The sequence below is a fragment of the Rhodococcus koreensis genome (genome assembly GCF_900105905.1).
Classification (GTDB): domain Bacteria; phylum Actinomycetota; class Actinomycetes; order Mycobacteriales; family Mycobacteriaceae; genus Rhodococcus_F; species Rhodococcus_F koreensis.
On the sequence record NZ_FNSV01000005.1, the window covers coordinates 8,292,298 to 8,315,201 of the forward strand.

A 22,904-nucleotide genomic window follows, 5' to 3' on the forward strand; every position below is an offset into this window, starting at 1 on the left:
CGATCAGCAGTAATTCGCCTCGGCGGCATCGAGATACACCTGCGCCACCTGTTCGGTGGTGAGGCCGGAATCCGACGTCGCCGAGGCGAACTGCGCCATCGGCACCAGATGCGCGAGGATCGTCGCCTCGTCGGTCCCCTCGGACAGCTGACCGCAGATCCCGTTGGCGAGCGCCAGGACCGTGTCGTCGGGCGGCGCCGGAATCCCGGCAGCGACCAGCGACTCCTTGTAGCGCAGGCCACGGGCATCCAGGTGTGATGCGGCGGTGGTGGATGCCGCCGAGGCGGTGGGCGGCGGGTCGGAGGCGGTGGCCTCCGAGCACGCGGTCAGCGCAAACGTGGTGAGGGCGAGACCACACCCGATCAGCCGACCGCGACCGCCCGCGGTCACGACAGGATCCCGACCTCTGCCGGGCCGAGTTCGGACAGCACCGCGGGCAACGTCTTCGTGTGCACCACACCGAGTCGTTGCGTCGCACGGGTCAGGGCGACGTAGAGGTCGTTCATTCCCCGTGGCGACTCGTCGAGAATGTCCTGAGGCTCGGCGATGAGCACCGAGTCGAATTCCAATCCCTTGACGTCACGCACCGTGAGGACGCTGACGGTGTCCGACCTCAGGTCGGCGAGCGCGGCGACCAGGTCGTGGCCGCCGATCACCACGGTGGTGCCCGGTCCGGTTTCCCGGGACACGCAGGTGCGCACGGTGTCTGCCAGTTCGGCCTCGGACACTTCCAGGGCCCACGGCGCGAAACCGGATTCGCGCACCGACCGCGGCACGGTCTGCTCGGCGTCGATCTCGGCGAGAACCCGCCGGGCCGACGTCATGATCTCCGCTGGTGTGCGGTAGTTGACGGTCAGTTCCGTCAGCTTCCACCGCTTCGCGACATACGGCTCGAGGATCCGCTGCCACGACGACGTTCCCGCCGGGTCGCCGGTCTGCGCGGTGTCTCCGACCAGCGTCATCCAGCGATTCGGTATGCGCCGCATCAGCATTCGCCAGGCCATCTCCGAGAGTTCCTGCGCCTCGTCGACGATCACGTGACCGTAGGTCCACGTTCGGTCGCCGGCGGCGCGCTCCGCGGTGGTCTGGTGCTGCCCGACGTCGTGGCGTTCGGCGAGCTGGCTGGCGTCGATCAGGTCGTACGCCATCAGGATTTCCGGGTCCAGTTCGTCCTCGAGATCCTGCGGCGCCGAACCGGTCAGGATGTCCAGGGCGCCCTGGGCGTCCGCGATCTGTGCCCGCCACTGGCGACGGGCGCGCTCCCGTTCGGCGGCGTCGTCGACGCCGAGGAGTTCCGCCAGTTCGTCGAGGAGCGGGGCGTCGGCGGCGCTGAAGCCGCGCATTCCGGGGCGGCGCAGCGAGTCACGTTGCGCCTCCGTCAGATTCGGGGCGGCATCGGCCAGCCGCTTCGGTGAGGCGTACAGCTCGGCGAGGACCTGCTGCGGCGACAATTCCGGCCACAGCGCGCTGATCGCCGTCATGATGTCGGGGTCCTCACGCATCTCGTCGCGCATGTCGGCGATGTCGTCCCGGCTCAGCAGGTTCCCGCCGTCGACGACGTTGGCGCCGAGGGTGTCCGCGAGTTGCTGCGCGAGCGCCTCGATGACCGAGGAGACGAAGACGGGACGGGCCAGGTTGTGCGGGCGTCTGGACGACCGCGCCCGGCCACGAGCGCGGGTGACGACCTTGCGGTCGAGAGTGATCCGATAGGTGTCGAACGTCAGTTCCACGGGCCGCGACGGCACTTCCTGTCGATCCCGGACCGCCTTCTTGAGAACGTCCAGCATGTCGAGCGAGCCCTTGATCTCGCCGGCGTCGAGGCTGTCCTCGACGGTGGCGCGGACACCGGGGTAGAGGTCGCCGATGGTGGAGAGCAGCACACCGGTCTCGCCGAGCGACGGCAGCACCTGGCCGATGTAGTCGAGGAACGTGGCGTTGGGGCCGATGATGAGGACGCCGGCCTTCGCGAGCTGCTGGCGATACGTGTAGAGCAGGTAGGCGGCGCGGTGCAGAGCGACCGCGGTCTTGCCGGTTCCGGGACCGCCCTGGACCACGAGCACGCTCTTGTGCTCCGACCGGATGATGGCGTCCTGCTCGCCCTGGATCGTCTCGACGATGTCGTTCATCTGGCCCGTGCGGGCAGCGTTCAACGCCGAGAGCAGCGCGCTCTCACCCGCGACGCCGTCCGAACCGGTCACCGTGCCCGCGGCCTCCGCGGCCGCCAGGTCCAGGTATTCGTCGTTGACGGCGGTCACTCGGCGGCTCCGCGTGCGGATGTGCCGTCGGCGGGTGACGCCGTCCGGGGCGGCCGGGGTCGCGAGATAGAACGGGCGGGCAAGGGGCGCACGCCAATCGAGGAGCATCGTCTCGTAGTCGTTCTCCTCGTCGAGGATGCCGAGGCGGCCGACGTAGCGGTGCTCGCCGTCGAGGTCGATCCGGCCGAAGCACAGTCCGTTCTCGGCGGCGTCGTACTTGGCGAGGTCTTCGGTGTAGAGCTGATTGAAGGACTCGCGCTCGCTCCGCGCCTGCGGGGTGCCGCCGGTTTCGAGCAGTACACGGCTCAGCCGGTTCGCCGCGTACTGGCGAAGGCCGTCCAGTCGGGTGTAGAGCATCGTCACGTACTGCTGCTCGAGCTCGCGCTCGTCGCGTGACGTGTCCTCGTCGGGCAAGAGGTCTCCTTGACTGGTTCGGCTGCAACCGGATCGGCTGCAAAAGTGCCTGGACAGTCTAGTCGGCCCCGGAGGTGTGTCGCTGACTTCGCAGGTCAGCGGCGATCTCCGGGGCCGATCAGATCGAATATCCGGCGCGGGCCGGGTCAGTGGGACAGTTCGTCCCGCTTCGCCCTGGCCTTCTCGAGCGCGGTTTCCGCTTGCTTGCGGGCCCGCTTGCTCAGCACCTCACCGCGTTCTGCGGCGGTGCCTGCCCATTCGCCGCCCTTCTCGCGGGCGACCTCGGCCAGTTCCGGGCCGTGCTCCTTCGCCGCCTCGACGAGTTCCGCGCCGCGTTCGCGGGCGACGTCCGCCCACTCGGCGCCGTGTTCTTTCGCGACCTCTGCCCATTCTGCGCCGTGTTCTTTCGCGACCTCCGCCCATTCGGCGCCGCGATCCGCCGCGACCTTCGCGAGTTCGGTGCCACGGTCTTTCGCGACCTCGAGGAGGCCGGACCCACGCTCGGCGGCCTCACCGGACAGGATGCGGGCGCGCTCCGACGCCGCGGCCAGGGCCTCTCCGATCTCGGGACCGTGATGGTCGTGACCGGAGCCGAGGGGCAGGGCCGCGGCCACGGTCTCCTGTGCGTGCCGGGCGGCGCGGCGTCCACGCCAGCCCAGTGAGGGCTTACCCTCGGTGTCGACGGCGGCGATGAGCAGTCCGCCGAGCAGGCTCACGTTCTTGAGGAACTGAGTGCGCTGAGCCGCCTTCTTCGCGGGGTCGGTCTCGTTCCAGAAGTCGTGCCCCACAACGGTAGTGGGCACGAGGCTGCCTGCGAGCGCGAGTGACGCGAGGCGCGGTGCCTTCCCGGTGGCGAGTAGCACTCCGCCGCCGATCTGCACGGCGGCGTTGATCTTGACCAACGTCTCCGGGTCGGACGGGATCTTCTGCGTGACGGACCCGGGAAGCGCCTCGGTGGACTTGTCGATCAGTGGTGCGGCGGCCTGTGCTTTCTGCGCCGGATTTCGAAGTGCATCGATCCCTCCGCTGATGAAGATCGCGGACAGCAGTGGGCGAGCGATACGACGGACGAGCATTCCTGGCCTCCCAATCTCGAGTTCTCCCGTCTCACACTAACGAGAGTTCTGGGCAGTCGTCGGCGTATGACTGTGTTGCCGAACCGACGGTCCGCCCATTCACCAGTACCCAGGGAGGCCGATCGCCAATCGCGGACCGTGCGGTGCGTGATCGGCGATCGGATGCGGTCACCAGCCGCGCTCGCGCCACTCCCCGAGGTGGGGGCGCTCGGCGCCGAGGGTGGTGTCGTCACCGTGGCCGGGGTAGACGACGGTGTCGTCGCCGTAGCGGCCGAAGAGCTTGGTTTCGACGTCGGTGAGCAGTGATGCGAACTTGCCCGCGTCGGCGGTCTTGCCGACGCCGCCGGGGAAGAGGGAGTCGCCGGTGAACAGGTGGGTGCGTCCGCCGCCTGCTTCGGTGAGTGCGAGCGCGACGGAGCCGGGGGTGTGGCCGGCGAGGTGAATCACGTCGAGGGTGACCTCGCCGACGGTGACTGTGTCGCCGTCCTCGAGGAGGCGGTCGGGCCGGACGGGCAGTGCGTCGGCGTCGAGTGGATGGGCGGCGGTGTCCACGCGGGTGGCCGCCGCGACGTCCTCGAGCGCCAGCCAGTGGTCGCCGTGCTGGTGCGTGGTGACGATCAGGTCGAGCGACGGCGCGTGTTCGCCGATAAGTTGGTTGACGCGGTCCGCCTCGTTGGCGGCGTCGATGAGGACGGATTTTCCGGTTGCGGAACAGACGACCAGGTACACGTTGTTGTCCATGGGGCCGACGGACATCTTCGTGATCGTGGCTCCCGGAACCGTGCGGCGCTGCGGCGCCGAACCGGGGGAGACGTGGCCGGTGTACGAGTCTTCTATCACCATGGGCTGCTCGGTCATGATGGGGAGGCTACCGTCGAATACAGGCAGGTGAGTGGCAGGGCGGCCATCCGTCCCCCAGAACGTGTCGGTGCCCCGGCTTACCATGGCACGGCCAGAGGGCTGAGCGTCCACGTGCGTCCTCGGCTGTCGAACAATGAAGGGACTTGGAGTGGCGGATCGCCTTATCGTGCGGGGTGCCCGTGAGCACAATCTGCGAGGGGTCGATCTCGATCTGCCCCGCGACAGCCTGATCGTGTTCACCGGGTTGTCGGGCTCGGGCAAGTCGAGTCTGGCGTTCGACACGATCTTCGCCGAGGGCCAGCGACGCTACGTCGAGTCGCTGTCGGCGTACGCGCGCCAGTTCCTCGGTCAGATGGACAAGCCCGACGTCGACTTCATCGAAGGTCTGTCGCCCGCGGTGTCCATCGACCAGAAGTCGACCAACCGGAACCCACGGTCGACGGTCGGCACCATCACCGAGGTCTACGACTACCTCCGTCTGCTCTATGCCCGGGCCGGCACCGCACACTGCCCGGTCTGTGGGGAGCAGATCGCGCGGCAGACGCCGCAGCAGATCGTCGACCAGGTTCTGGAGATGGAGGAAGGCACCCGCTTCCAGGTGCTCGCCCCCGTCGTGCGTACCCGCAAGGGTGAATTCGTCGATCTGTTCGACCAGCTCAACATGCAGGGCTACTCACGTGTGCGGGTCGACGGCGTGGTGTATCCGCTGTCCGAACCGCCCAAGCTCAAGAAGCAGGAGAAGCACGACATCGAGGTGGTCGTCGACCGCCTCACCGTCAAGGCCGGTTCCAAGCAGCGGCTCACCGATTCCGTCGAGACCGCGCTGCGGCTGGCGGAGGGCATCGTCGTCCTCGACTTCGTCGACCGCGAGGAGAATGCCGCAGACCGGGAGCGACGGTTCTCGGAGAAGCTGGCGTGCCCCAACGGCCACGCGCTGTCCATCGACGACCTCGAGCCCCGGTCGTTCTCCTTCAACTCCCCGTACGGTGCCTGCCCCGAGTGCACCGGCCTCGGAATCCGCAAGGAGGTCGACCCGGACCTCGTCGTTCCCGACCCCGAGTTGTCGCTCGAGGACGGGGCCATCGCGCCGTGGTCGATGGGGCAGAGTTCCGAATACTTCGGTCGGCTGCTGTCCGGCCTCGGCGACATTCTCGGCTTCGACATGAAGACGCCGTGGAACAAGCTCCCGGCGAAGGCGCGTCGGGCGATCCTCGAGGGCAGTGAGGAGCAGGTCCACGTCCGCTACAAGAACCGGTACGGGCGTACCCGTTCCTACTACGCCGAGTTCGAGGGCGTCATGCCGTTCCTGCACCGCAGGCTCGAGCAGACCGAGTCCGACCAGATGAAGGAACGCTACGACGGCTACATGCGGGACACCCCCTGTCCCGCGTGCGGGGGTGCGCGCCTGCGTCCCGAGATCCTGTCGGTCACGATCGCGAACGAGAAGTTCGGGATGAAGTCGATCGCCGAGGTCTGTGAACTGTCGATCTCCGATTGCGCCGACTTCCTGAACAGCCTCACGCTGGGCAGCCGCGAGGAGGCCATCGCCGGTCAGGTGCTCAAGGAGGTCCAGGCCCGACTCGGCTTCCTCCTCGACGTCGGCCTCGAGTACCTCTCCCTCGCCCGCGCCGCCGGCACCCTGTCCGGTGGCGAGGCGCAGCGCATCCGTCTCGCCACCCAGATCGGCTCGGGTCTGGTCGGCGTGCTGTACGTGCTCGACGAGCCGTCGATCGGTCTGCACCAGCGCGACAACCGGCGTCTCATCGAGACCCTGACGCGCCTGCGCGACCTCGGGAACACGCTGATCGTGGTCGAACACGACGAAGACACCATCCGCACGTCCGACTGGGTGGTCGACATCGGACCGCTCGCCGGCGAGCACGGCGGCAAGGTCGTCCACAGCGGGCCGTACCAGGAACTGCTCGACTGCGAGGAATCCCTCACCGGCGCCTACCTGTCGGGCCGCAGTCACATCGAGATTCCCGCGATCCGCCGTCCGGTCGATCGCAAGCGGCAGGTCACGGTCGTCGGCGCGCGCGAACACAACCTGGGCGGCATCGACGTCAGCTTCCCTCTGGGCGTGCTCACGTCGGTCACCGGCGTGTCCGGGTCCGGTAAGTCGACGCTCGTCAACGACATCCTCGCGACGGTCATGGCGAATAAGCTCAACGGCGCGCGGCAGGTGCCCGGCAGGCACACCCGCATCAACGGGCTCGACCAGCTGGACAAGCTCGTGCAGGTCGACCAGTCGCCGATCGGCCGCACCCCGCGGTCCAACGCGGCCACCTACACCGGGGTGTTCGACAAGATCCGCACCCTGTTCGCCGCCACCACCGAGTCGAAGGTGCGCGGCTACCAGCCCGGCCGGTTCTCGTTCAACGTCAAGGGCGGCCGGTGCGAGGCCTGCTCCGGCGACGGCACGCTGAAGATCGAGATGAACTTCCTGCCCGATGTGTACGTGCCGTGCGAGGTCTGCCACGGTGCCCGGTACAACCGCGAGACGCTCGAGGTCCATTACAAGGGCAAGACCATCGCCGAGGTCCTGGACATGCCGATCGAGGAAGCCGCGGAATTCTTCGAGCCCATCACGTCGATCCACCGCTACCTCAAGACCCTCGTCGAGGTCGGTCTCGGGTACGTGCGGCTCGGTCAGCCCGCGCCCACGCTGTCCGGTGGTGAGGCGCAGCGCGTGAAGCTCGCCGCCGAACTGCAGAAACGTTCGACGGGCCGCACGGTGTACATCCTCGACGAGCCCACGACGGGTCTGCACTTCGAGGACATCCGGAAGCTGCTCGGGGTCGTCAACGGGTTGGTCGACAAGGGCAACACGGTGATCGTGATCGAGCACAACCTCGATGTGATCAAGACGTCCGACTGGGTGGTCGACATGGGGCCGGAGGGTGGGTCCGGTGGCGGAACCGTCGTCGCGCAAGGCACCCCGGAGGACGTGGCGCAGGTTCCGGAGAGTTACACGGGACGGTTCCTCGAGAATGTCCTCGCGGTGCCGGCACCCGTTCCGGCGAAGTCGAAGGCAGTCAAGTCCTCGCCGACGCGGAAGTCCGCGTCGGCGAAGAAGACTGCCGCGGCCGCCACGGCGACACCGCGTAAGCGGGCGCCGAAGAAGGCCGCAGCAGTCAGCTGAATCCGGTCAGACTCTCGCGGCCGCGTCGATCGCGGTCGCGAGGTCTGCGGGCCGCGACCACATCGGCCAGTGTCCCGTCGGCAGATCGACGTAGTCGACCTTCGCGATCTGCGCGAGTTCGGCCGCCATCGGATGACCCGCTACGGCCATCTGCTGGATGACCTCCGACGGGAAACTGGTGCAGATCACCGTGGTCGGCACGTCCAGCCGCCTGCTGTCGGTGAGTTCGACCGTGTCCCTCGCAGGTCCGGCGGGCATGGGCACCGCCCGGTTGCGGAACGTGTCGAGCGTGTCGTCGTCGAGTCCGTCGAGACTGCTGCCTTCGGCCTCGAGTTCGGACCACGACGGCAACGGAATCTCGGCGACCGCCGGGTCGAGATCGTCGCGCAGCGCGGTGCCGCTCTGCACTGGTCCCGAGTCGACGTAGACGATGCGGGCGAGTCGGTCGGGCACCCGATCGCTCACCGCGTACGCAACCGGCCCCGCGCCGCTGTGCGCCACGAGCACCACCCGCTCCGACGACGGTGTGTTCGTGATGGCCTCCGTGATCGCGGCGACGTGGTCGTTCAGCCGGACGCCGGTGCGGTCGCTGCCGGTGGAGTCGAGTCCCGGCAACGTCACCGCGGTGACGTGATGTCCCTGCCGGGTCAGGTCGGATTCCACTGCCTCCCAGGCCCAAGCGCCGAGCCAGAATCCGGGGACCAGAATGATGTGAGTGCCTGTGCTGCCGTGTACTTCGCTTGTCCGAGTCATGAGACAAGAGTGAACCCGCAACGGTGACATCAGCGTGTCACCGTATTCGTCACAGTCGCATAACGGAATCGGTCCGACGAGAATCGGGACATTGTCGTGGACGTTCGGCAGACTGCCCTCATGGACCGCCCCGCACGCCTCCACGCCCTGACGGAAGAATTGCGCCGCGCGGGTGACCGGGGCCGGACGGCAGAGCAGTTGGCGGCGCAATTCGAGGTGACGCCCCGCACGATCAAACGGGACATCGTCGTACTGCAGTCCTCGGGCGCCCCGATCCGGGCCACTGCCGGACCGGGTGGGGGATACGGGATCATTGGGAACGGCACGTTGCCGCCGGTGAATTTCACTCCCGCTCAGGCGGTCTCGGTGGCTCTCGCCCTCACGGCCTTCCGTGATGCGCCGTTCGCGACCGACGGGCGGGCCGCGCTCGCCAAGCTGCTCGACGTGATGGACGCGGAGTCGAGGGAGCGGGTGGAGCAACTCGGCGGGAAGGTGTGGATCCGGCGAGAGACCACCGGAGGAAGTGCGGAACCCCGCATCCGACGCGTCGTCGAAGACGGTGTGCAGCGCGAACTGATGGTGTCCCTGCGGTACGTCGACCGGGACGGCGGCCGCACCGAGCGGGTCGTCGAACCGCACCTTCTCGCGCACACGCGGGGGTCGTGGTTCCTCGTCGCGTGGTGCCTGAGCCGGGCGGGTGTGCGCTGGTTCCGGTTGGACCGGGTCTCCGACGCCACCCTCACCGGCCGGTCGTTCGTCCCGCGCGATCCGGACCTCTTCGGCGAACCGCCTGCCGACGCGCGCACCGTGTTCGACCGGTGAGGGGCGATCAGAGCGCGCGGGCGGCCGCCACGGATCGGTTCACCAGCGAGACGAGAACCGACTCGTCGACGTCGGCGAGTTTCTTGACGTAGAGGCAGCCCTTGCCGACCTTGTGCTTGCCGAGCGCGGCGAGTTCGGCCTCGTGCTCGGTGAAGTCGAGGGAGAGATACAGGGTGAGTGCCGCCGCCCGCGGCGAGAATCCGATCAGGGCGGTGTCGCCCTCGTGGCCGCTGGCGTACCGGTAGTGGCGGGAGCCGAATCCGACGATGCTGGTTCCCCACATCGCGGCGGGCTCTCCCGTCGCGGCGGTGAGCAGTTCCACCAGTCGTGCGCTGTCGGCGCGCTTCACCGGGTCGACGACCGTGGCGAGAAACTCGTCGACGCCGGCCGAAGTCTGCTCGGTCTTGTTGCGGCCCGCCATCTCAGTACCCCGCCATCTCGGTGCCTGCCGTCTCTCAGTACACCGGTCCGGTGTACTTCTCACCCGGACCCTTGCCGGGCTCGTCCGGGTGCGAAGACGCTTCGCGGAACGCGCGCTGCAGTGCCTGCAGGCCTTCGCGGATCGGCCCCGCGTGCGGTCCGAGGTACTCGATGGACGCGGTCACCAGGCCGGCGAGGGCCGTGATGACTCGTCGGGCCTCGTCGAGGTCGCGGTGGGGGCTGGAGTCGGGGTCGGCGTCGGACAGGCCGAGTTTCTCGGCTGCCGAACTCATGAGCATGACCGCGGCCCGGCTGATGACCTCGACCGAGGGAACGTCGGCCAGTTCCCGGACGTCGGTATTCTGGTCACCGCCGCTCACGGTGCCGTCGTTCGGGGTGTCATCGATGTTGTCCGTCATGCCCTAGAGGATTCCACCAGCGGCCGATGACATGGCGGCCAGGTGGCCGTGGGACGCAACGTCCCGGCATCGATTAGCTCGCGACGTGCGCAAATGTTACCCTTGGTGCAACGACCGCCTTCGGATTTGTCGGGGGCAGCAAGTGGAGTCCGACTCCCACCTCTGCGCGGCAGGTAAAACTGCAGCTCAGTGGTCCGGTCGCTCGGTCCGAGGTTACTCGGCTCGAGTTCCTCGAGTGTGAGGAGATGAGGGATCGGCGTGAGCCGTGAGTTCGTCTGATCGGTCGACATCGGGCCCCGCATGGTGAGAGTCATTCACCGCAGCGGGGCTTTTTTGTTGGGAATCCGGGCGTACGGGCTGCTGGCGGTCTCGAGACAAGACCGTTCAACCTAGGAGGCCCCATCAGCACTGAGACCCGCATCAACGATCGCATCCGAGTTCCCGAGGTCCGCCTCGTCGGACCCGGAGGTGAACAGGTTGGCATCGTGCGTGTTGAAGATGCACTCCGCTTGGCCCTCGAGGCCGATCTCGACCTGGTCGAGGTGGCCCCCGACGCTCGCCCGCCGGTCTGCAAGATCATGGACTACGGCAAGTTCAAGTACGAGGCCGCGCAGAAGGCTCGTGAGTCGCGCAAGAACCAGCAGCTCACGGTCATCAAGGAGCAGAAGCTCCGCCCCAAGATCGATGATCACGACTACGAGACCAAGAAGCGCAATGTCGTTCGCTTCCTCGAGGCCGGATCCAAGGTCAAGGTCACGATCATGTTCCGCGGACGTGAGCAGTCGCGTCCGGAGCTCGGTTTCCGGCTTCTGCAGCGTCTCGGTGCAGACGTCGCCGATCTCGGGTTCGTGGAGACGTCCGCCAAGCAGGACGGTCGAAACATGACGATGGTGCTCGCTCCGCACAAGGGCGCGAAGACCCGTGTCAAGGCGCAGGAGAGCGCCGCCGCGCCGCCGGCGCAGCGGGCAACTCCCGCACCGGCACAGGCTCCGGCGACACCTGCGGAGCAGGCGGGCGGCACTACGCCCGGCGAAGCGCCGACCAGCTAGTCCGACTACACCAGCACGACCCGGATCACCGTCCGGATACAGAGAACTGAGGACTCCATGCCCAAGTCGAAGACCCACAGCGGCACCGCGAAGCGATTCAAGGTGTCCGGCAGCGGAAAGATCCTGCGCCAGAAGGCCGGTCGCCGCCACCTGCTCGAGCACAAGGCCACCAAGGTGACCCGTCGCCTCGATGGCGTGGCTGTCGTCAGCAAGGCTGACACTCCTCGCATCAAGCGCCTGCTCGACATCTGAGTCGACACCCCTTTTACTGACCACCCGGGGCAGCTCACCGCCCCAAGATTGACAGGATTTTTCAGTGGCACGCGTAAAGAGGGCGGTAAACGCCCAGAAGAAGCGTCGTTCGATTCTCGAAGCCTCCAGCGGCTACCGCGGACAGCGCTCGCGCCTGTACCGCAAGGCCAAGGAACAGCAGCTCCACTCGCTGACCTACGCCTACCGTGACCGCCGTGCGCGCAAGGGCGACTTCCGCAAGCTGTGGATCACGCGTATCAACGCCGCTGCACGGGCGAACGACATCACGTACAACCGCCTGATCCAGGGTCTGCGTCTGGCCGAGATCGAGGTCGACCGTAAGAACCTCGCCGAGCTGGCAGTGTCCGACGCCGCGGCATTCGCCGGCCTCGTGGCCCTCGCCAAGGCAGCCCTTCCGGCTGACGTGAACGCTCCGGCCGGAGAAGCAGCCTGAGTCTCGCACCCGGGCCTTTCGAGCCTCGGAAACGACCCGTGGACCCGCTCACCGAGCGCACCCCACGGGTCGTTTCTGCTGTCAAGCTGCTGCGCACCGCGGAACGACGCAAGGTTGGGCGCTTCCTGGTGGAGGGGGAGAACTCCGTCGGCGAGGCACTCGCCACCCACCCGGTGCACGACCTCTTCTACACCGCGGACGCGGAGCAGCGGTACTCGACGCTGATCGACCGGGCGCACGCCGTGGGTGTCCGCACGTCGCTGGTGACGGATCGGGCGGTTCGTGCGCTCAGCGACACGGTGACCCCGCCGGGTCTCGTCGCGGTGTGCGATCTCCTCGACGTTCCGCTGGCCGAGGCGATGGGTCCCGGAACCCGCCTGCTGGCGGTTCCCGTCGCGGTCGCGGAGCCGGGCAACGCGGGCACCGTCATCCGGGTCGCGGACGCGGTAGGTGCGGACGCGGCGATTCTCGCGGGCGACAGCGTCGACCCGCACAACGGAAAATGTGTCCGGGCGTCCGCCGGAAGTCTCTTCCACCTTCCGGTGGTGCGTGAACGGGACACGGCCGCGGTTCTCGACAGCATCAGCGCGGCGGGCATCCAGTTGCTCGCCACGGCGGCGGACGGCGAAGTCGATCTGGACGACGCCGACGAACTCCTGGCCCGCCCCACGGCGTGGTTGTTCGGCAACGAGGCCCATGGCCTCGATGCGCCCACCGCGGCGCGAGCGGACCACCGGGTGCGGATCCCGATCCACGGTCGCGCCGAGAGCCTCAACCTGGCGACGGCGGCGTCGATCTGCCTGTATTCGAGCGCCCGGGTCCAGAACCGCATGCGAACCGACAGCTGAAACGGCGAAAATCGGATCGCATAGGATTTGACGGCGAGCTGTTCGGTTTCGTCGAGAGTGTTGACTGAAAGAACGTAAGGAGTGGCACCGGTCGTGGCTAAAAAAGAGGGCGCTGCCTCCACGGGGGTCGAAGGCGGCGCGATCGATGCGAGTGCGCTCACCGAGGACGCCCTGACCGCGGCGGCGGAGAGCGCCGAGAAGGCGTTCGCGTCGGTGGCGGATCTCGACGACCTGGCGAAGGCCAAGGTCGAGCACATGGGCGACAAGTCGCCGATCGCCCTCGCCCGCCGCGGACTGGGAGCCCTTCCGGGCAAGGAGAAGGCCGACGCGGGCAAGCGCGTGAACGTCGCCCGCACTCGGATCAGTGCGGCGTTCGACGAGCGCCGCGCCGTGCTGCTCGCCGAGCGCGACGCCGCCGTTCTCGTGGCCGAGGCCATCGACGTGACGCTGCCGTCGCAGCGTCAGCCGGTGGGTGCCCGCCACCCGATCAGCATCATCTCCGAGCAGGTCGAGGACGTGTTCGTGGCCATGGGCTGGGAGGTCGCCGAGGGGCCGGAGGTGGAGACCGAGCACTTCAACTTCGATGCCCTGAACTTCCTGCCCGATCACCCCGCGCGGACGATGCAGGACACGTTCCACATCGCACCGGAGGGTTCGCGACAGGTGCTCCGCACGCACACGTCGCCGGTGCAGGTGCGCACGATGCTCTCGCGCGAGGTGCCGATCTACGTGGTGTGCCCCGGACGGACGTTCCGCACCGACGAACTCGACGCGACACACACCCCCGTCTTCTCCCAGGTGGAGGGGCTCGCGGTCGACAAGGGCCTCACCATGGCGCATCTGCGCGGCACGCTCGACGCGTTCGCCCGCGCACTGTTCGGTCCCGAGACCCGCACCCGGATGCGCCCGAACTACTTCCCGTTCACGGAACCGTCCGCCGAGGTGGACGTGTGGTTCCCGAACAAGAAGGGCGGCGCGGGCTGGGTCGAGTGGGGCGGCTGCGGAATGGTCAACCCGAATGTGCTGCGCGCCTCCGGAATCGACCCCGACGTGTACACCGGGTTCGCGTTCGGCATGGGGCTCGAGCGCACACTCCAGTTCCGGAACGGGATCCCGGACATGCGCGACATCGTCGAGGGCGACGTGCGGTTCACGCTGCCCTTCGGTGTCCAGGGCTGACCCCGCGTCACCCGGATCCCGTCCACCACAGTCACGACATCTTCACGAACGAGAGAGCTGAGCAGACGTGCGAGTAGCGCAATCCTGGCTGACCGAGATCCTGCAGCGTGCCACCCCGGACTGGGACGTCACCGCCGAGGAACTCGACGCAGGTTTCGTCCGGGTCGGGCTCGAGGTCGAGGAAGTCGACCGGCTCGAGCCCGTCGACGGCCCCCTCGTGGTCGGCAAGGTTCTCGAGATCACCGAGCTCACCGAATTCAAGAAGCCGATCCGCTTCTGCACGGTGGATGTGGGGGCGGCCGAGCCGCAGGGCATCGTGTGCGGCGCCCGGAACTTCGCCGAAGGCGACCTCGTGGTGGTCGCGCTCCCGGGCGCGGTCCTTCCCGGTGGTTTCGCCATCGCGTCCCGCAAGACGTACGGGCAGGTCTCCGACGGGATGATCTGCTCGGTGGCCGAACTGGGCATCGGCAAGGATCACTCGGGCATCCTCGTCCTCGAGCCGGGCACCGCACTCCCGGGTGCGGACGCCAACGAGTTGATGGGTCTGCACGACACGGTCATCGAACTCAACATCACCCCGGACCGCGGCTACTGCTTCTCTGTCCGCGGGCTCACCCGTGAACTGGCGTGCGGGTTCGACCTGGACTTCGCCGACCCCGCCGCGGTGCCGCCGTCTCCGGCGGACGGGGAGGCGTGGCCGATCCGCGTCGAACCCGAGTCGAAGGCGACGCGCTTCGCCGCCCGCCGGGTGACGGGTATCGATCCGAATGCGGTGAGTCCGTGGTGGCTGCAGCGCCGGTTGCTGCTGTCGGGTGTCCGGCCGATCTCGCCGGCCGTCGATGTCACCAACTACGTTCTGCTCGAACTGGGCCAGCCGCTGCACGCGTTCGACGCCGCGAAGATCAGCGGCGAGCTCGTCGTGCGCCGCGCGGTGGCGGGGGAGAAGCTGACGACTCTCGACGAGACCGAGCGCGTCCTCGATCCCGAGGACGTCGTGATCGCCGACGATTCGGGGGTCCTGTCGCTGGCAGGCATCATGGGTGGCGCGTCCACCGAGGTCGGACCCGGAACCACCGACATCCTGCTCGAGGCGGCCACGTGGGATCCGCTCGCGGTGTTCAAGACCGCGCGCAGGCACAAGCTGACGAGCGAGGCGGGCAAGCGTTTCGAACGCGTCGTCGATCCCGAGATCCCCGTTGCGGCACTGGACCGCGCTGCCGCACTGCTCGTCGACATCGCCGGCGGACGGGTCGAGTCGGCGCTCACCGACATCGGCGAGGTCACCCCGCACCAGCCCATCCACATGGACATCGACCTCCCCGACCGCGTGGCGGGCGTCGACTACCCCACCGGCACCGCGGCACGCCGCCTGACGCAGATCGGCTGCAACGTCGAGGTCGGCGTCAGCGACAGCGGGCACGGCCAGCTCGTCGCGGCCCCGCCGTCGTGGCGGCCCGACCTGGTGCAGCCCGCCGACCTGGTCGAGGAAGTGCTGCGCCTCGAGGGTCTCGAGAAGATTCCGTCGGTGCTGCCCGCGGCCCCCGCAGGTCGCGGGCTGACGCCGACGCAGCGCCGCAAGCGGGCCGTCGGCCGCGCCCTGGCGTTCTCGGGGTACGTCGAGATCCTTCCCCCCGTCTTCCTGCCCACCGCAGTCTTCGACACGTGGGGGCTGGACCCGGAGGATCCGCGCAGGAACACCGGCCGGGTGCTCAATCCGCTCGAATCGGATCGGCCGGAACTGGCCACGACGTTGCTGCCCGGACTGCTCGAGGTCCTCGCCCGCAACGTCTCCCGCGGTCAGCGCGACCTGTCGCTGTTCGGCATCGCGCAGGTCGTGCTGCCCGGCGCGGACACGAAGCCGGTCGCGGCGCTGCCGGTGGACCGTCGTCCGACCGACGAGCAGATCACGGCGCTGCTGCAGTCGCTGCCGGATCAGCCGGTGCACGTGGCGGCGGTGCTCACCGGGCAGCGTGAGCCGAGTGGTCCGTGGGGCGCGGGACGCGCAGCCGACGCCACCGACGCGTTCGCCGCAGCCCGCACGGTGGCCGCCGCGGCCGGTGTCGAGCTGGAGTTCCGCGCGACGCAGTACCTGCCGTGGCACCCGGGCCGGGGCGCGGAACTTCTCGTGAACGGCGTAGTCGTCGGACACGCGGGCGAGTTGCACCCCGCGGTGCTCGAGCGCGCCGGGCTTCCCCCGCGGACGAGTGCCGTGGAGATCGATCTGAGTGCCCTGCCGCTGGTGGAGAATCTGCCTGCGCCGAAGGTCTCGCCGTTCCCCGCCGTCCTTCAGGACGTGGCGGTCGTCGTCGACACCGCGGTTCCCGCCGCCGAGGTCCAGGCGGCCCTGCGGTCGGGTGGCGGGGAACTCCTCGAGGACATCCGGTTGTTCGACGTGTTCGAGGGTGAGCAGGTCGGGGAGGGCCGGAAGTCGCTGGCGTTCGCGCTGCGATTCCGGGGCGCCGACCGCACTCTGACCGAGGACGAGGCGAGCGCCGCTCGCGATGCCGCGGTCGCCGCGGCGACCGCGGCGGTGGGTGCCGAACTGCGCAGCTGACCCGTAGCCTGGGTGGAGGGCCCGGGACGGTGAGGAGCAGGCGATGACCGAGGTGCGCGACGTCGTGGCGGCGGCCAGTCAGTTGACCGACGCCGAGTTCCTCGAGGTGGTGCGTGCGGTGGCCGCCGGACGTCCGGGTCTCGGCGCGCTTCTCGCGGCCGTGGACGTGGGTGCGGCGATTCCGGCCGAGGATCCGGTGACCGCGGAGGTCGTGCCCCACGTCGTGCTGGGTGTGCCGGAGCCGGACTACACCCCGGGCGGTGTCCCGACGTTCGACCGCGTACGTGAGCGGATCGAGGGACGGTTCGGCACGGCGATGGGCTCCTCGGAACTCGCGCACGACAGCCCGTCGGGGCAATCGCTGGAGGATGCGTGGGAGAAGCGGGAGAAGGCGGGTAAGGCCAAGCTCGACGAGATCCGGCGGTCGCTCGGCAAGCAGTGACCGCGGTTTCCGTCCCGCCGAAAGACCACGTTGTGTATTAGCTTGCATGATGATGCATAATCAATCGTATGACTGAGCACGCGGGAAAACCGATCAGGATTGCCGTCGCCGGCGCGAGCGGATACGCCGGTGGCGAAGTGCTGCGTCTGCTGCTGGGGCACCCGTCGTATGCGGACGGTTCGCTCGTCATCGGCGCGCTCACCGCCGGCGGCAACGCCGGCTCGACCCTGGGCTCACACCATCCGCATCTGCTTCCCCTCGCCGACCGAGTGCTGGAAGACACCACCGTCGACACGCTCTCCGGTCACGACGTGGTGTTCCTCGGTCTGCCGCACGGCAATTCGGCGCAGTACGCGAAGGACCTGCCCGAGTCCACGGTCATCATCGACTGCGGCGCGGACTTCCGGCTGACGAACGCCGAGGACTGGGAGCGGTACTACAAGAGCCCGCACGCAGGTAGCTGGCCGTACGGACTTCCGGAACTTCCCGGTGCCCGCGAGAAGTTGGCGGGCGCCACCCGCATCGCCGTCCCCGGGTGCTTCCCGACGGTGTCGAGCCTGGCGATGGCTCCCGCGGTCGCGGCGGGCGTCGTCGAACCGCGGGTCACGATCGTCGCGGTGACCGGCGCGTCCGGCGCGGGACGTGCCCCCAAGGCCGATCTGCTCGGCTCCGAGGTGATGGGTTCGGTCCGCGCGTACGGCGTCGGCGGCGTGCACCGCCACACACCGGAGATCATCCAGAATCTCTCCGAACTCGCCGGTGAGCGTGTCACCGTGTCGTTCACCCCCGTGCTGGCGCCCATGCCGCGCGGCATCCTCGCCACCTGCACCGCGGTCACCACGGCGACCGAGGACGAGGTGCGCGCGATCTACGAAAAGGCTTACGCGGACGAGCCGTTCGTGCACGTGCTGCCCCAGGGCGTGCTGCCGCAGACCGGGGCGGTCATCGGATCGAACGCGGTCCAGATCGCGGTGACGGTCGACGCCGACGCCGGACAGATCGTCGTGATCGCCGTGATCGACAACCTTGCGAAGGGCACCGCCGGGGGAGCGGTGCAATCGATGAATCTTGCGCTTGGACTACCCGAGACCGCCGGTCTCTCGACAGTGGGAGTTGCCCCGTGAGCAGTGACAGCACGATCGATCCGCACCCGACCCGGGAAGTCGCCGGCGGCACCCTGGTCCGCAGCCAGGGGGTGTCGGGGCCCGCGGGCTTCCGCGCGTCCGGGATCAAGGCGGGTATCAAGGCGAGCGGAAACGCCGACCTGGCCCTCGTCCTCAACGAGGGGCCGGAACTCGCGGCGGCGGGCGTCTTCACCGCGAACAAGGTGAAAGCCGCCCCCGTGCTGTGGTCGCAGCAGGTGCTCACCACGGGCAGGCTGCGCGCCGTCGTGCTCAATTCGGGTGGTGCCAACGCGTGCACGGGTGCGGGCGGATTCCAGGACGCGCACAAGACGGCCGAGGAAGTGGCGTCGGCGCTGAGCAACTGGGGCACCGAGACCGGTGCCGTCGAGGTCGCGGTGTGCTCGACCGGTCTGATCGGCGACCGCCTGCCCATGGACAAGGTCCTGACCGGCGTCACGGAGGCCGTCCACGAACTCGCAGGCGGAATCTCGGGTGGCACCGACGCCGCGTACGCGATCATGACCACCGACACGGTGCCGAAGCAGGCCGCCCTGCATCATGCGGGCAAGTGGAACGTCGGCGGGATGGCGAAGGGCGCCGGCATGCTGGCGCCGGCGCTGGCGACGATGCTGTGCGTGGTGACGACAGACGCCGTCGCGACCGCCGCTCAACTCGACGCCGCGCTGCGGGCCGCCACCCGGCTGACGTTCGACCGACTGGACGTCGACGGTGCCACCTCGACCAACGACACCGTGCTGCTGCTCGCGTCCGGTGCGAGCAACGTGACACCCACCCAGGACGAACTGAACGCGGCCGTGACGGCCGTCTGCGACGATCTGGCCGAGCAGATGATGGCCGACGCGGAGGGCGTCACCAAGCGGGTGCAGGTCACCGTCAGCGGCGCGGTCAGCGAGCACGACGCGCTGATCGGGGCCCGGACGGTGGCGCGGGACAGCCTCGTCAAGACGGCGCTGTTCGGTTCCGACCCCAACTGGGGCCGGGTCCTCGCCGCGATCGGCATCGCGCCGATCGAACTGGACCCCGACAAGATCTCGGTGTCGTTCAACGGCGCCCCCGTCTGCATCGACGGCGTCGGCGCCCCGGGTGCGCGGGACGTGGACCTGAGCGACATCGACATCGCCCTCGACATCGACCTGGGTCTGGGCGAGCACGCGGTGACCATCCGGACCACCGACCTCTCGCACGCCTATGTCGAAGAGAATTCGGCGTATTCGTCATGACAGCGGCCAGCGAAGCGCTCACCGGCATCACCGATCACCAGAAGGCACACGTCCTGGCGGAGGCGCTGCCGTGGCTGCAGCAGTTCCGCGACAAGGTCGTCGTCGTGAAGTACGGCGGCAACGCCATGGTCGACGACGCGCTGAAGACGGCGTTCGCCGCCGACATGGCGTTCCTGCGGACGGTCGGAATTCAGCCGGTCGTCGTGCACGGCGGCGGCCCCCAGATCAATGCCATGCTCGGAAAGCTTGGCATGACAGGGGAATTCAAGGGCGGCTTCCGCGTCACCACCCCCGAGGTGATGGACGTCGTCCGGATGGTGCTGTTCGGTCAGGTCGGCCGCGAACTGGTCGGGCTGATCAACGCCCACGGACCGTACGCCGTCGGGATCTCCGGCGAGGACGCACATCTGTTCACCGCCACCAAGCGCACCGTGATGGTCGAGGGCAGGCCGACGGACATCGGACTCGTCGGCGACGTCACGACCGTGAATCCGGAGGCTGTTCTCGACCTCATCCGCGCGGGCCGAATTCCCGTGGTGTCGACCATCGCCCCCGACTCGGACGGTGTGGTGCACAACATCAACGCGGACACCGCCGCCGCCGCGCTCGCCGAGGCCATCGGCGCCGAAAAGCTCGTGGTCCTCACGGATGTCGAAGGGCTGTACACGAACTGGCCGGACCGCGATTCGCTGGCCACCGAGATCGACGTGGACGCGCTCGCGCAACTGCTGCCGAGTCTCGACGCAGGCATGGTGCCCAAGATGGAGGCCTGCCTGCGCGCGGTCCGCGGCGGGGTACCCACCGCGCACGTCATCGACGGCCGCCTCGCGCATTCCGTTCTGCTCGAACTGTTCACCGGCGAGGGCATCGGCACGATGGTCACGCCCGCCCCGACTTCACCTACCGAGGGAGTTGCCCCATGACCGGAACCCCGGAACTCCAGCAGCGCTGGTCCGGCGCCCTGATGAACACGTACGGCGTCCCCCGGGTGGCACTCACGCGCGGTCAGGGTGCGGTGCTCACCGACGCCGACGGCAAGGAGTACGTCGACTTCCTCGCCGGCATCGCCGTCAACATCCTCGGGCACGCACACCCGGCGATCATCGAGGCCGTCACGGCGCAGTTGTCGACCCTCGGTCACGTGTCGAACCTGTACGCCAGCGAGCCGGCGATCGAACTGGCCGAGAAATTGCTGTCCCATCTGGGCGCACCCGGGCGCGTGTTCTTCTGCAATTCCGGCACGGAGGCCAACGAGGCGGCGTTCAAGCTCGCGCGGGCCACGGGACGATCGAAGATCATCGCGGCGGAGAACTCCTTCCACGGCCGGACGATGGGCGCTCTCGCGCTCACCGGGCAGGCCGCCAAGCGGGCGCCGTTCGAGCCGATGCCTCCGGGTGTCATGCACGTGCCGTACGGCGACCTCGACGCACTCGACAAGGCCGTCGACGCCGACACCGCAGCCGTGTTCCTGGAGCCGATGATGGGCGAGGGCGGAGTCGTCGTTCCGCCGGAGGGATACCTCGCAGGCGCACGGCAGATCACCGCCGATCGCGGCGCACTGCTCGTGCTCGACGAAGTGCAGACCGGGATCGGCCGCACCGGCTGGTTCTACGCTCACCAGGCGGTCGGGATCGTGCCCGACGTCATGACTCTCGCGAAGGGCTTGGGGGGCGGGATGCCGATCGGCGCGTGCATCGCCACCGGCGCGACCGCGGACCTGTTCGGGCCGGGCAAGCACGGCACGACGTTCGGCGGGAACCCTGTCTGCGCGTCGGCGGCGCTCGCCGTGCTGCGGACCATCGCCGAGGACGACCTCATCTCCCGCGCCGACACGCTCGGCAAGACGCTGTCGGCAGGCATCGAAGGTCTCGGCCACCCGCTGATCGACCACGTCCGCGGCGCCGGACTGCTGCTCGGCATCGTCCTCACCCAGGACGTGGCCCCCGCGGTGGAGAACTCCGCCCGCGAGGCCGGATACCTGATCAACGCCGCGCAGCCGGGCGTCGTCCGGCTCGCTCCGCCCCTCGTCCTCACGGACGAGCAGGCCGAAGGATTCGTCGCGGCGCTGCCTGCGATCCTCGACAACGCGCAATCGGCCGCTCAGCCGGGAAAGCAGTGACGACCGTGGTGAAACACTTTCTCCGGGACGACGACCTCACCCCCGAACAGCAGGCGGAGGTCCTCGAACTCGCCGCCAGGCTGAAGAAGGCCCCGTTCGCCGAACGTCCGCTCGAGGGCCCCCGCGGGGTCGGCGTGATCTTCGAGAAGAACTCCACGCGTACCCGGTTCTCGTTCGAGATGGGCATCGCGCAGCTGGGCGGTCACGCGATCGTCGTCGACGGGCGCAGCACCCAGCTCGGCCGCGAGGAAACGTTGCAGGACACCGGCCGCGTCCTGTCGCGGTACGTCGACGCCGTGGTGTGGCGCACGTTCGGGCAGAAGCGGCTCGAGGCGATGGCGTCCGGCGCCGACGTCCCGATCGTCAACGCGCTGTCCGACGAGTTCCACCCGTGCCAGGTTCTGGCCGACCTGCAGACCCTCGCGGAGCGGAAGGGCTCGCTGAAGGGTCTGAAGCTCACCTACCTCGGTGACGGCGCCAACAACATGGCGCACTCGTTGATGCTGGGCGGTGTCACCGCAGGCGTCGACGTGACCATCGCCAGCCCCGAGGGATTCGCACCCCTGCCCTGGGTGGTCGACGCAGCCCGCGCGCGGGCCGCCGACACCGGCGCGACCATCACCCTCAGCGAGGATCCGCAGGCGGCGGTCGTCGGAGCGGACGCACTCGTCACCGACACCTGGACGTCGATGGGCCAGGAGAACGACGGACTCGACCGGGTCGGCCCGTTCCGCCCGTTCCAGATCAACGAGGCGCTGCTCGCGAGGGCCGATGCCGATGCGGTGGTCCTGCACTGCCTGCCCGCCCACCGCGGCGAGGAGATCACCGACGCGATCCTCGACGGACCGCAGAGCGTCGTCTGGGACGAGGCGGAGAACCGCCTCCACGCGCAGAAGGCACTGCTGGTGTGGCTGCTCGCACAACGAACCGGGGACCGTCCGTGAATGCGGCACCGCCGCAGCGCGTAGGTGCGGCACCGCCGCAGCGCACAGCGAACGCGGCAACGGCGCCGACCCGGGCGGGTCGGCAGGCGCGCATCGTCGCGATCCTGTCGAACAACCCGGTCCGCAGCCAGACCGAACTCGCGGCGCTGCTCGCGGCCGAAGGCATCGATGCCACCCAGGCCACGTTGTCGCGCGACCTCGAAGAACTCGGTGCCGTGAAACTCCGTGCCGCCGACGGTGGCGCCGGGGTGTACGTGGTGCCCGAGGACGGAAATCCCGTCCGCGGCGTCTCCGGCGGAACCGACCGGCTGTCGCGGTTGCTGGGGGAGCTACTGGTGTCGACCGATGCCAGTGGCAACATGGCGGTGCTGAGAACTCCCCCGGGGGCAGCGCACTATCTGGCGAGCGCACTCGATCGGGCATCATTACCTGACGTCGTGGGAACCATCGCGGGGGATGACACCATTCTCGTGGTGGCACGCGAGCCGCTGAGCGGGGCGGAACTCGCGGCCAAGATCGAATCCCTCGCCTGACAA

The 22,904-nt window shown here is 68.6% G+C and carries 22 protein-coding genes; 15 read left to right on the top strand and 7 right to left on the bottom strand.

The window, feature by feature from the left end:
- Positions 1-3: 3 nt before the first annotated feature.
- The 4 genes from BLV94_RS42415 to BLV94_RS42430 all read right to left on the bottom strand — a co-directional run bounded on the left by BLV94_RS42415 (position 4) and on the right by BLV94_RS42430 (position 4,603).
- The gene (locus BLV94_RS42415; RefSeq protein WP_072949297.1) at positions 4-390 is read right to left on the bottom strand and encodes a DUF732 domain-containing protein; all 387 of its coding nucleotides are present in this window, start codon (positions 388-390) and stop codon (positions 4-6) included.
- A complete protein-coding gene (locus BLV94_RS42420; RefSeq protein ID WP_072949295.1) occupies positions 387-2,669 on the bottom strand; it encodes a HelD family protein in 2,283 nt (760 codons plus the stop codon). Before BLV94_RS42420 ends, BLV94_RS42415 begins: the two co-directional genes overlap by 4 nt.
- Positions 2,670-2,815: 146 nt before the next feature.
- Positions 2,816-3,745, bottom strand: a complete 930-nt coding sequence (locus BLV94_RS42425; protein WP_072949293.1) for a DoxX family protein — start codon at positions 3,743-3,745, stop codon at positions 2,816-2,818.
- 168 nt (positions 3,746-3,913) lie between these two features.
- Positions 3,914-4,603: an MBL fold metallo-hydrolase gene (locus BLV94_RS42430; protein ID WP_072949291.1), complete on the bottom strand. Its 690-nt coding sequence runs from the start codon at positions 4,601-4,603 to the stop codon at positions 3,914-3,916.
- 151 nt (positions 4,604-4,754) lie between these two features.
- Between BLV94_RS42430 and uvrA the strand changes: the two genes are divergently transcribed.
- Positions 4,755-7,748: an excinuclease ABC subunit UvrA gene (gene uvrA / locus BLV94_RS42435; protein WP_176583107.1), complete on the top strand. Its 2,994-nt coding sequence runs from the start codon at positions 4,755-4,757 to the stop codon at positions 7,746-7,748.
- Between the two features lie 6 nt (positions 7,749-7,754).
- Here uvrA and BLV94_RS42440 read toward each other — a convergent pair whose 3' ends face one another.
- The gene (locus BLV94_RS42440; protein ID WP_072949336.1) at positions 7,755-8,501 is read right to left on the bottom strand and encodes an alpha/beta fold hydrolase; all 747 of its coding nucleotides are present in this window, start codon (positions 8,499-8,501) and stop codon (positions 7,755-7,757) included.
- A 120-nt stretch (positions 8,502-8,621) separates the two neighbouring features.
- On the opposite strand from BLV94_RS42440, the gene BLV94_RS42445 reads away from it, so the two are divergent.
- Positions 8,622-9,323, top strand: coding sequence for a helix-turn-helix transcriptional regulator (locus BLV94_RS42445; RefSeq protein ID WP_072949287.1), 702 nt, complete (start codon positions 8,622-8,624; stop codon positions 9,321-9,323).
- 7 nt (positions 9,324-9,330) lie between these two features.
- Here BLV94_RS42445 and BLV94_RS42450 read toward each other — a convergent pair whose 3' ends face one another.
- Together BLV94_RS42450 and BLV94_RS42455 are read right to left on the bottom strand one after the other, a co-directional pair.
- Complete coding sequence (locus BLV94_RS42450) at positions 9,331-9,744, bottom strand: DUF1801 domain-containing protein (protein WP_072949285.1); 414 nt, start codon at positions 9,742-9,744, stop codon at positions 9,331-9,333.
- A gap of 34 nt (positions 9,745-9,778) precedes the next feature.
- Complete coding sequence (locus BLV94_RS42455; protein ID WP_072949283.1) at positions 9,779-10,162, bottom strand: DUF1844 domain-containing protein; 384 nt, start codon at positions 10,160-10,162, stop codon at positions 9,779-9,781.
- A gap of 401 nt (positions 10,163-10,563) precedes the next feature.
- On the opposite strand from BLV94_RS42455, the gene infC reads away from it, so the two are divergent.
- The 13 genes from infC (at position 10,564) to BLV94_RS42520 (ending at position 22,901) form a co-directional block, all read left to right on the top strand.
- Entirely contained in the window at positions 10,564-11,211 is a 648-nt protein-coding gene (gene infC / locus BLV94_RS42460; RefSeq protein ID WP_072949281.1) for a translation initiation factor IF-3, read from the top strand.
- A gap of 57 nt (positions 11,212-11,268) precedes the next feature.
- The gene (gene rpmI, locus BLV94_RS42465; RefSeq protein WP_005247390.1) at positions 11,269-11,463 is read left to right on the top strand and encodes a 50S ribosomal protein L35; all 195 of its coding nucleotides are present in this window, start codon (positions 11,269-11,271) and stop codon (positions 11,461-11,463) included.
- A 64-nt stretch (positions 11,464-11,527) separates the two neighbouring features.
- On the top strand, positions 11,528-11,917 hold the full coding sequence (gene rplT, locus BLV94_RS42470) for a 50S ribosomal protein L20 (RefSeq protein ID WP_005247385.1): 390 nt from the start codon (positions 11,528-11,530) through the stop codon (positions 11,915-11,917).
- Positions 11,918-11,955: 38 nt separating this feature from the next.
- A complete protein-coding gene (locus BLV94_RS42475; RefSeq protein ID WP_072949279.1) occupies positions 11,956-12,765 on the top strand; it encodes a TrmH family RNA methyltransferase in 810 nt (269 codons plus the stop codon).
- A 93-nt stretch (positions 12,766-12,858) separates the two neighbouring features.
- Positions 12,859-13,944 (top strand): phenylalanine--tRNA ligase subunit alpha, encoded by a 1,086-nt coding sequence (gene pheS, locus BLV94_RS42480; protein ID WP_072949334.1) that lies wholly within the window; start codon positions 12,859-12,861, stop codon positions 13,942-13,944.
- 67 nt (positions 13,945-14,011) lie between these two features.
- Entirely contained in the window at positions 14,012-16,498 is a 2,487-nt protein-coding gene (pheT, locus tag BLV94_RS42485; protein WP_072949277.1) for a phenylalanine--tRNA ligase subunit beta, read from the top strand.
- 43 nt (positions 16,499-16,541) lie between these two features.
- Positions 16,542-16,940 (top strand): hypothetical protein, encoded by a 399-nt coding sequence (locus BLV94_RS42490; protein ID WP_072949276.1) that lies wholly within the window; start codon positions 16,542-16,544, stop codon positions 16,938-16,940.
- Between the two features lie 68 nt (positions 16,941-17,008).
- Positions 17,009-18,064 (top strand): N-acetyl-gamma-glutamyl-phosphate reductase, encoded by a 1,056-nt coding sequence (gene argC, locus BLV94_RS42495; RefSeq protein ID WP_072949274.1) that lies wholly within the window; start codon positions 17,009-17,011, stop codon positions 18,062-18,064.
- Positions 18,061-19,305, top strand: a complete 1,245-nt coding sequence (argJ, locus tag BLV94_RS42500) for a bifunctional glutamate N-acetyltransferase/amino-acid acetyltransferase ArgJ (RefSeq protein WP_072949272.1) — start codon at positions 18,061-18,063, stop codon at positions 19,303-19,305. The genes argC and argJ overlap by 4 nt, the downstream gene beginning before the upstream one ends.
- Positions 19,302-20,228 carry an acetylglutamate kinase gene (gene argB / locus BLV94_RS42505; RefSeq protein WP_072949270.1) on the top strand — a complete coding sequence of 309 codons (927 nt, stop codon included), beginning with the start codon at positions 19,302-19,304 and terminating at the stop codon, positions 20,226-20,228. The genes argJ and argB overlap by 4 nt, the downstream gene beginning before the upstream one ends.
- Positions 20,225-21,424, top strand: a complete 1,200-nt coding sequence (locus BLV94_RS42510) for an acetylornithine transaminase (protein WP_072949269.1) — start codon at positions 20,225-20,227, stop codon at positions 21,422-21,424. Before argB ends, BLV94_RS42510 begins: the two co-directional genes overlap by 4 nt.
- Positions 21,421-22,368, top strand: coding sequence for an ornithine carbamoyltransferase (argF, locus tag BLV94_RS42515; protein ID WP_072949267.1), 948 nt, complete (start codon positions 21,421-21,423; stop codon positions 22,366-22,368). The genes BLV94_RS42510 and argF overlap by 4 nt, the downstream gene beginning before the upstream one ends.
- Positions 22,365-22,901, top strand: coding sequence for an arginine repressor (locus tag BLV94_RS42520; RefSeq protein ID WP_143051463.1), 537 nt, complete (start codon positions 22,365-22,367; stop codon positions 22,899-22,901). The genes argF and BLV94_RS42520 overlap by 4 nt, the downstream gene beginning before the upstream one ends.
- Positions 22,902-22,904: the final 3 nt, after the last annotated feature.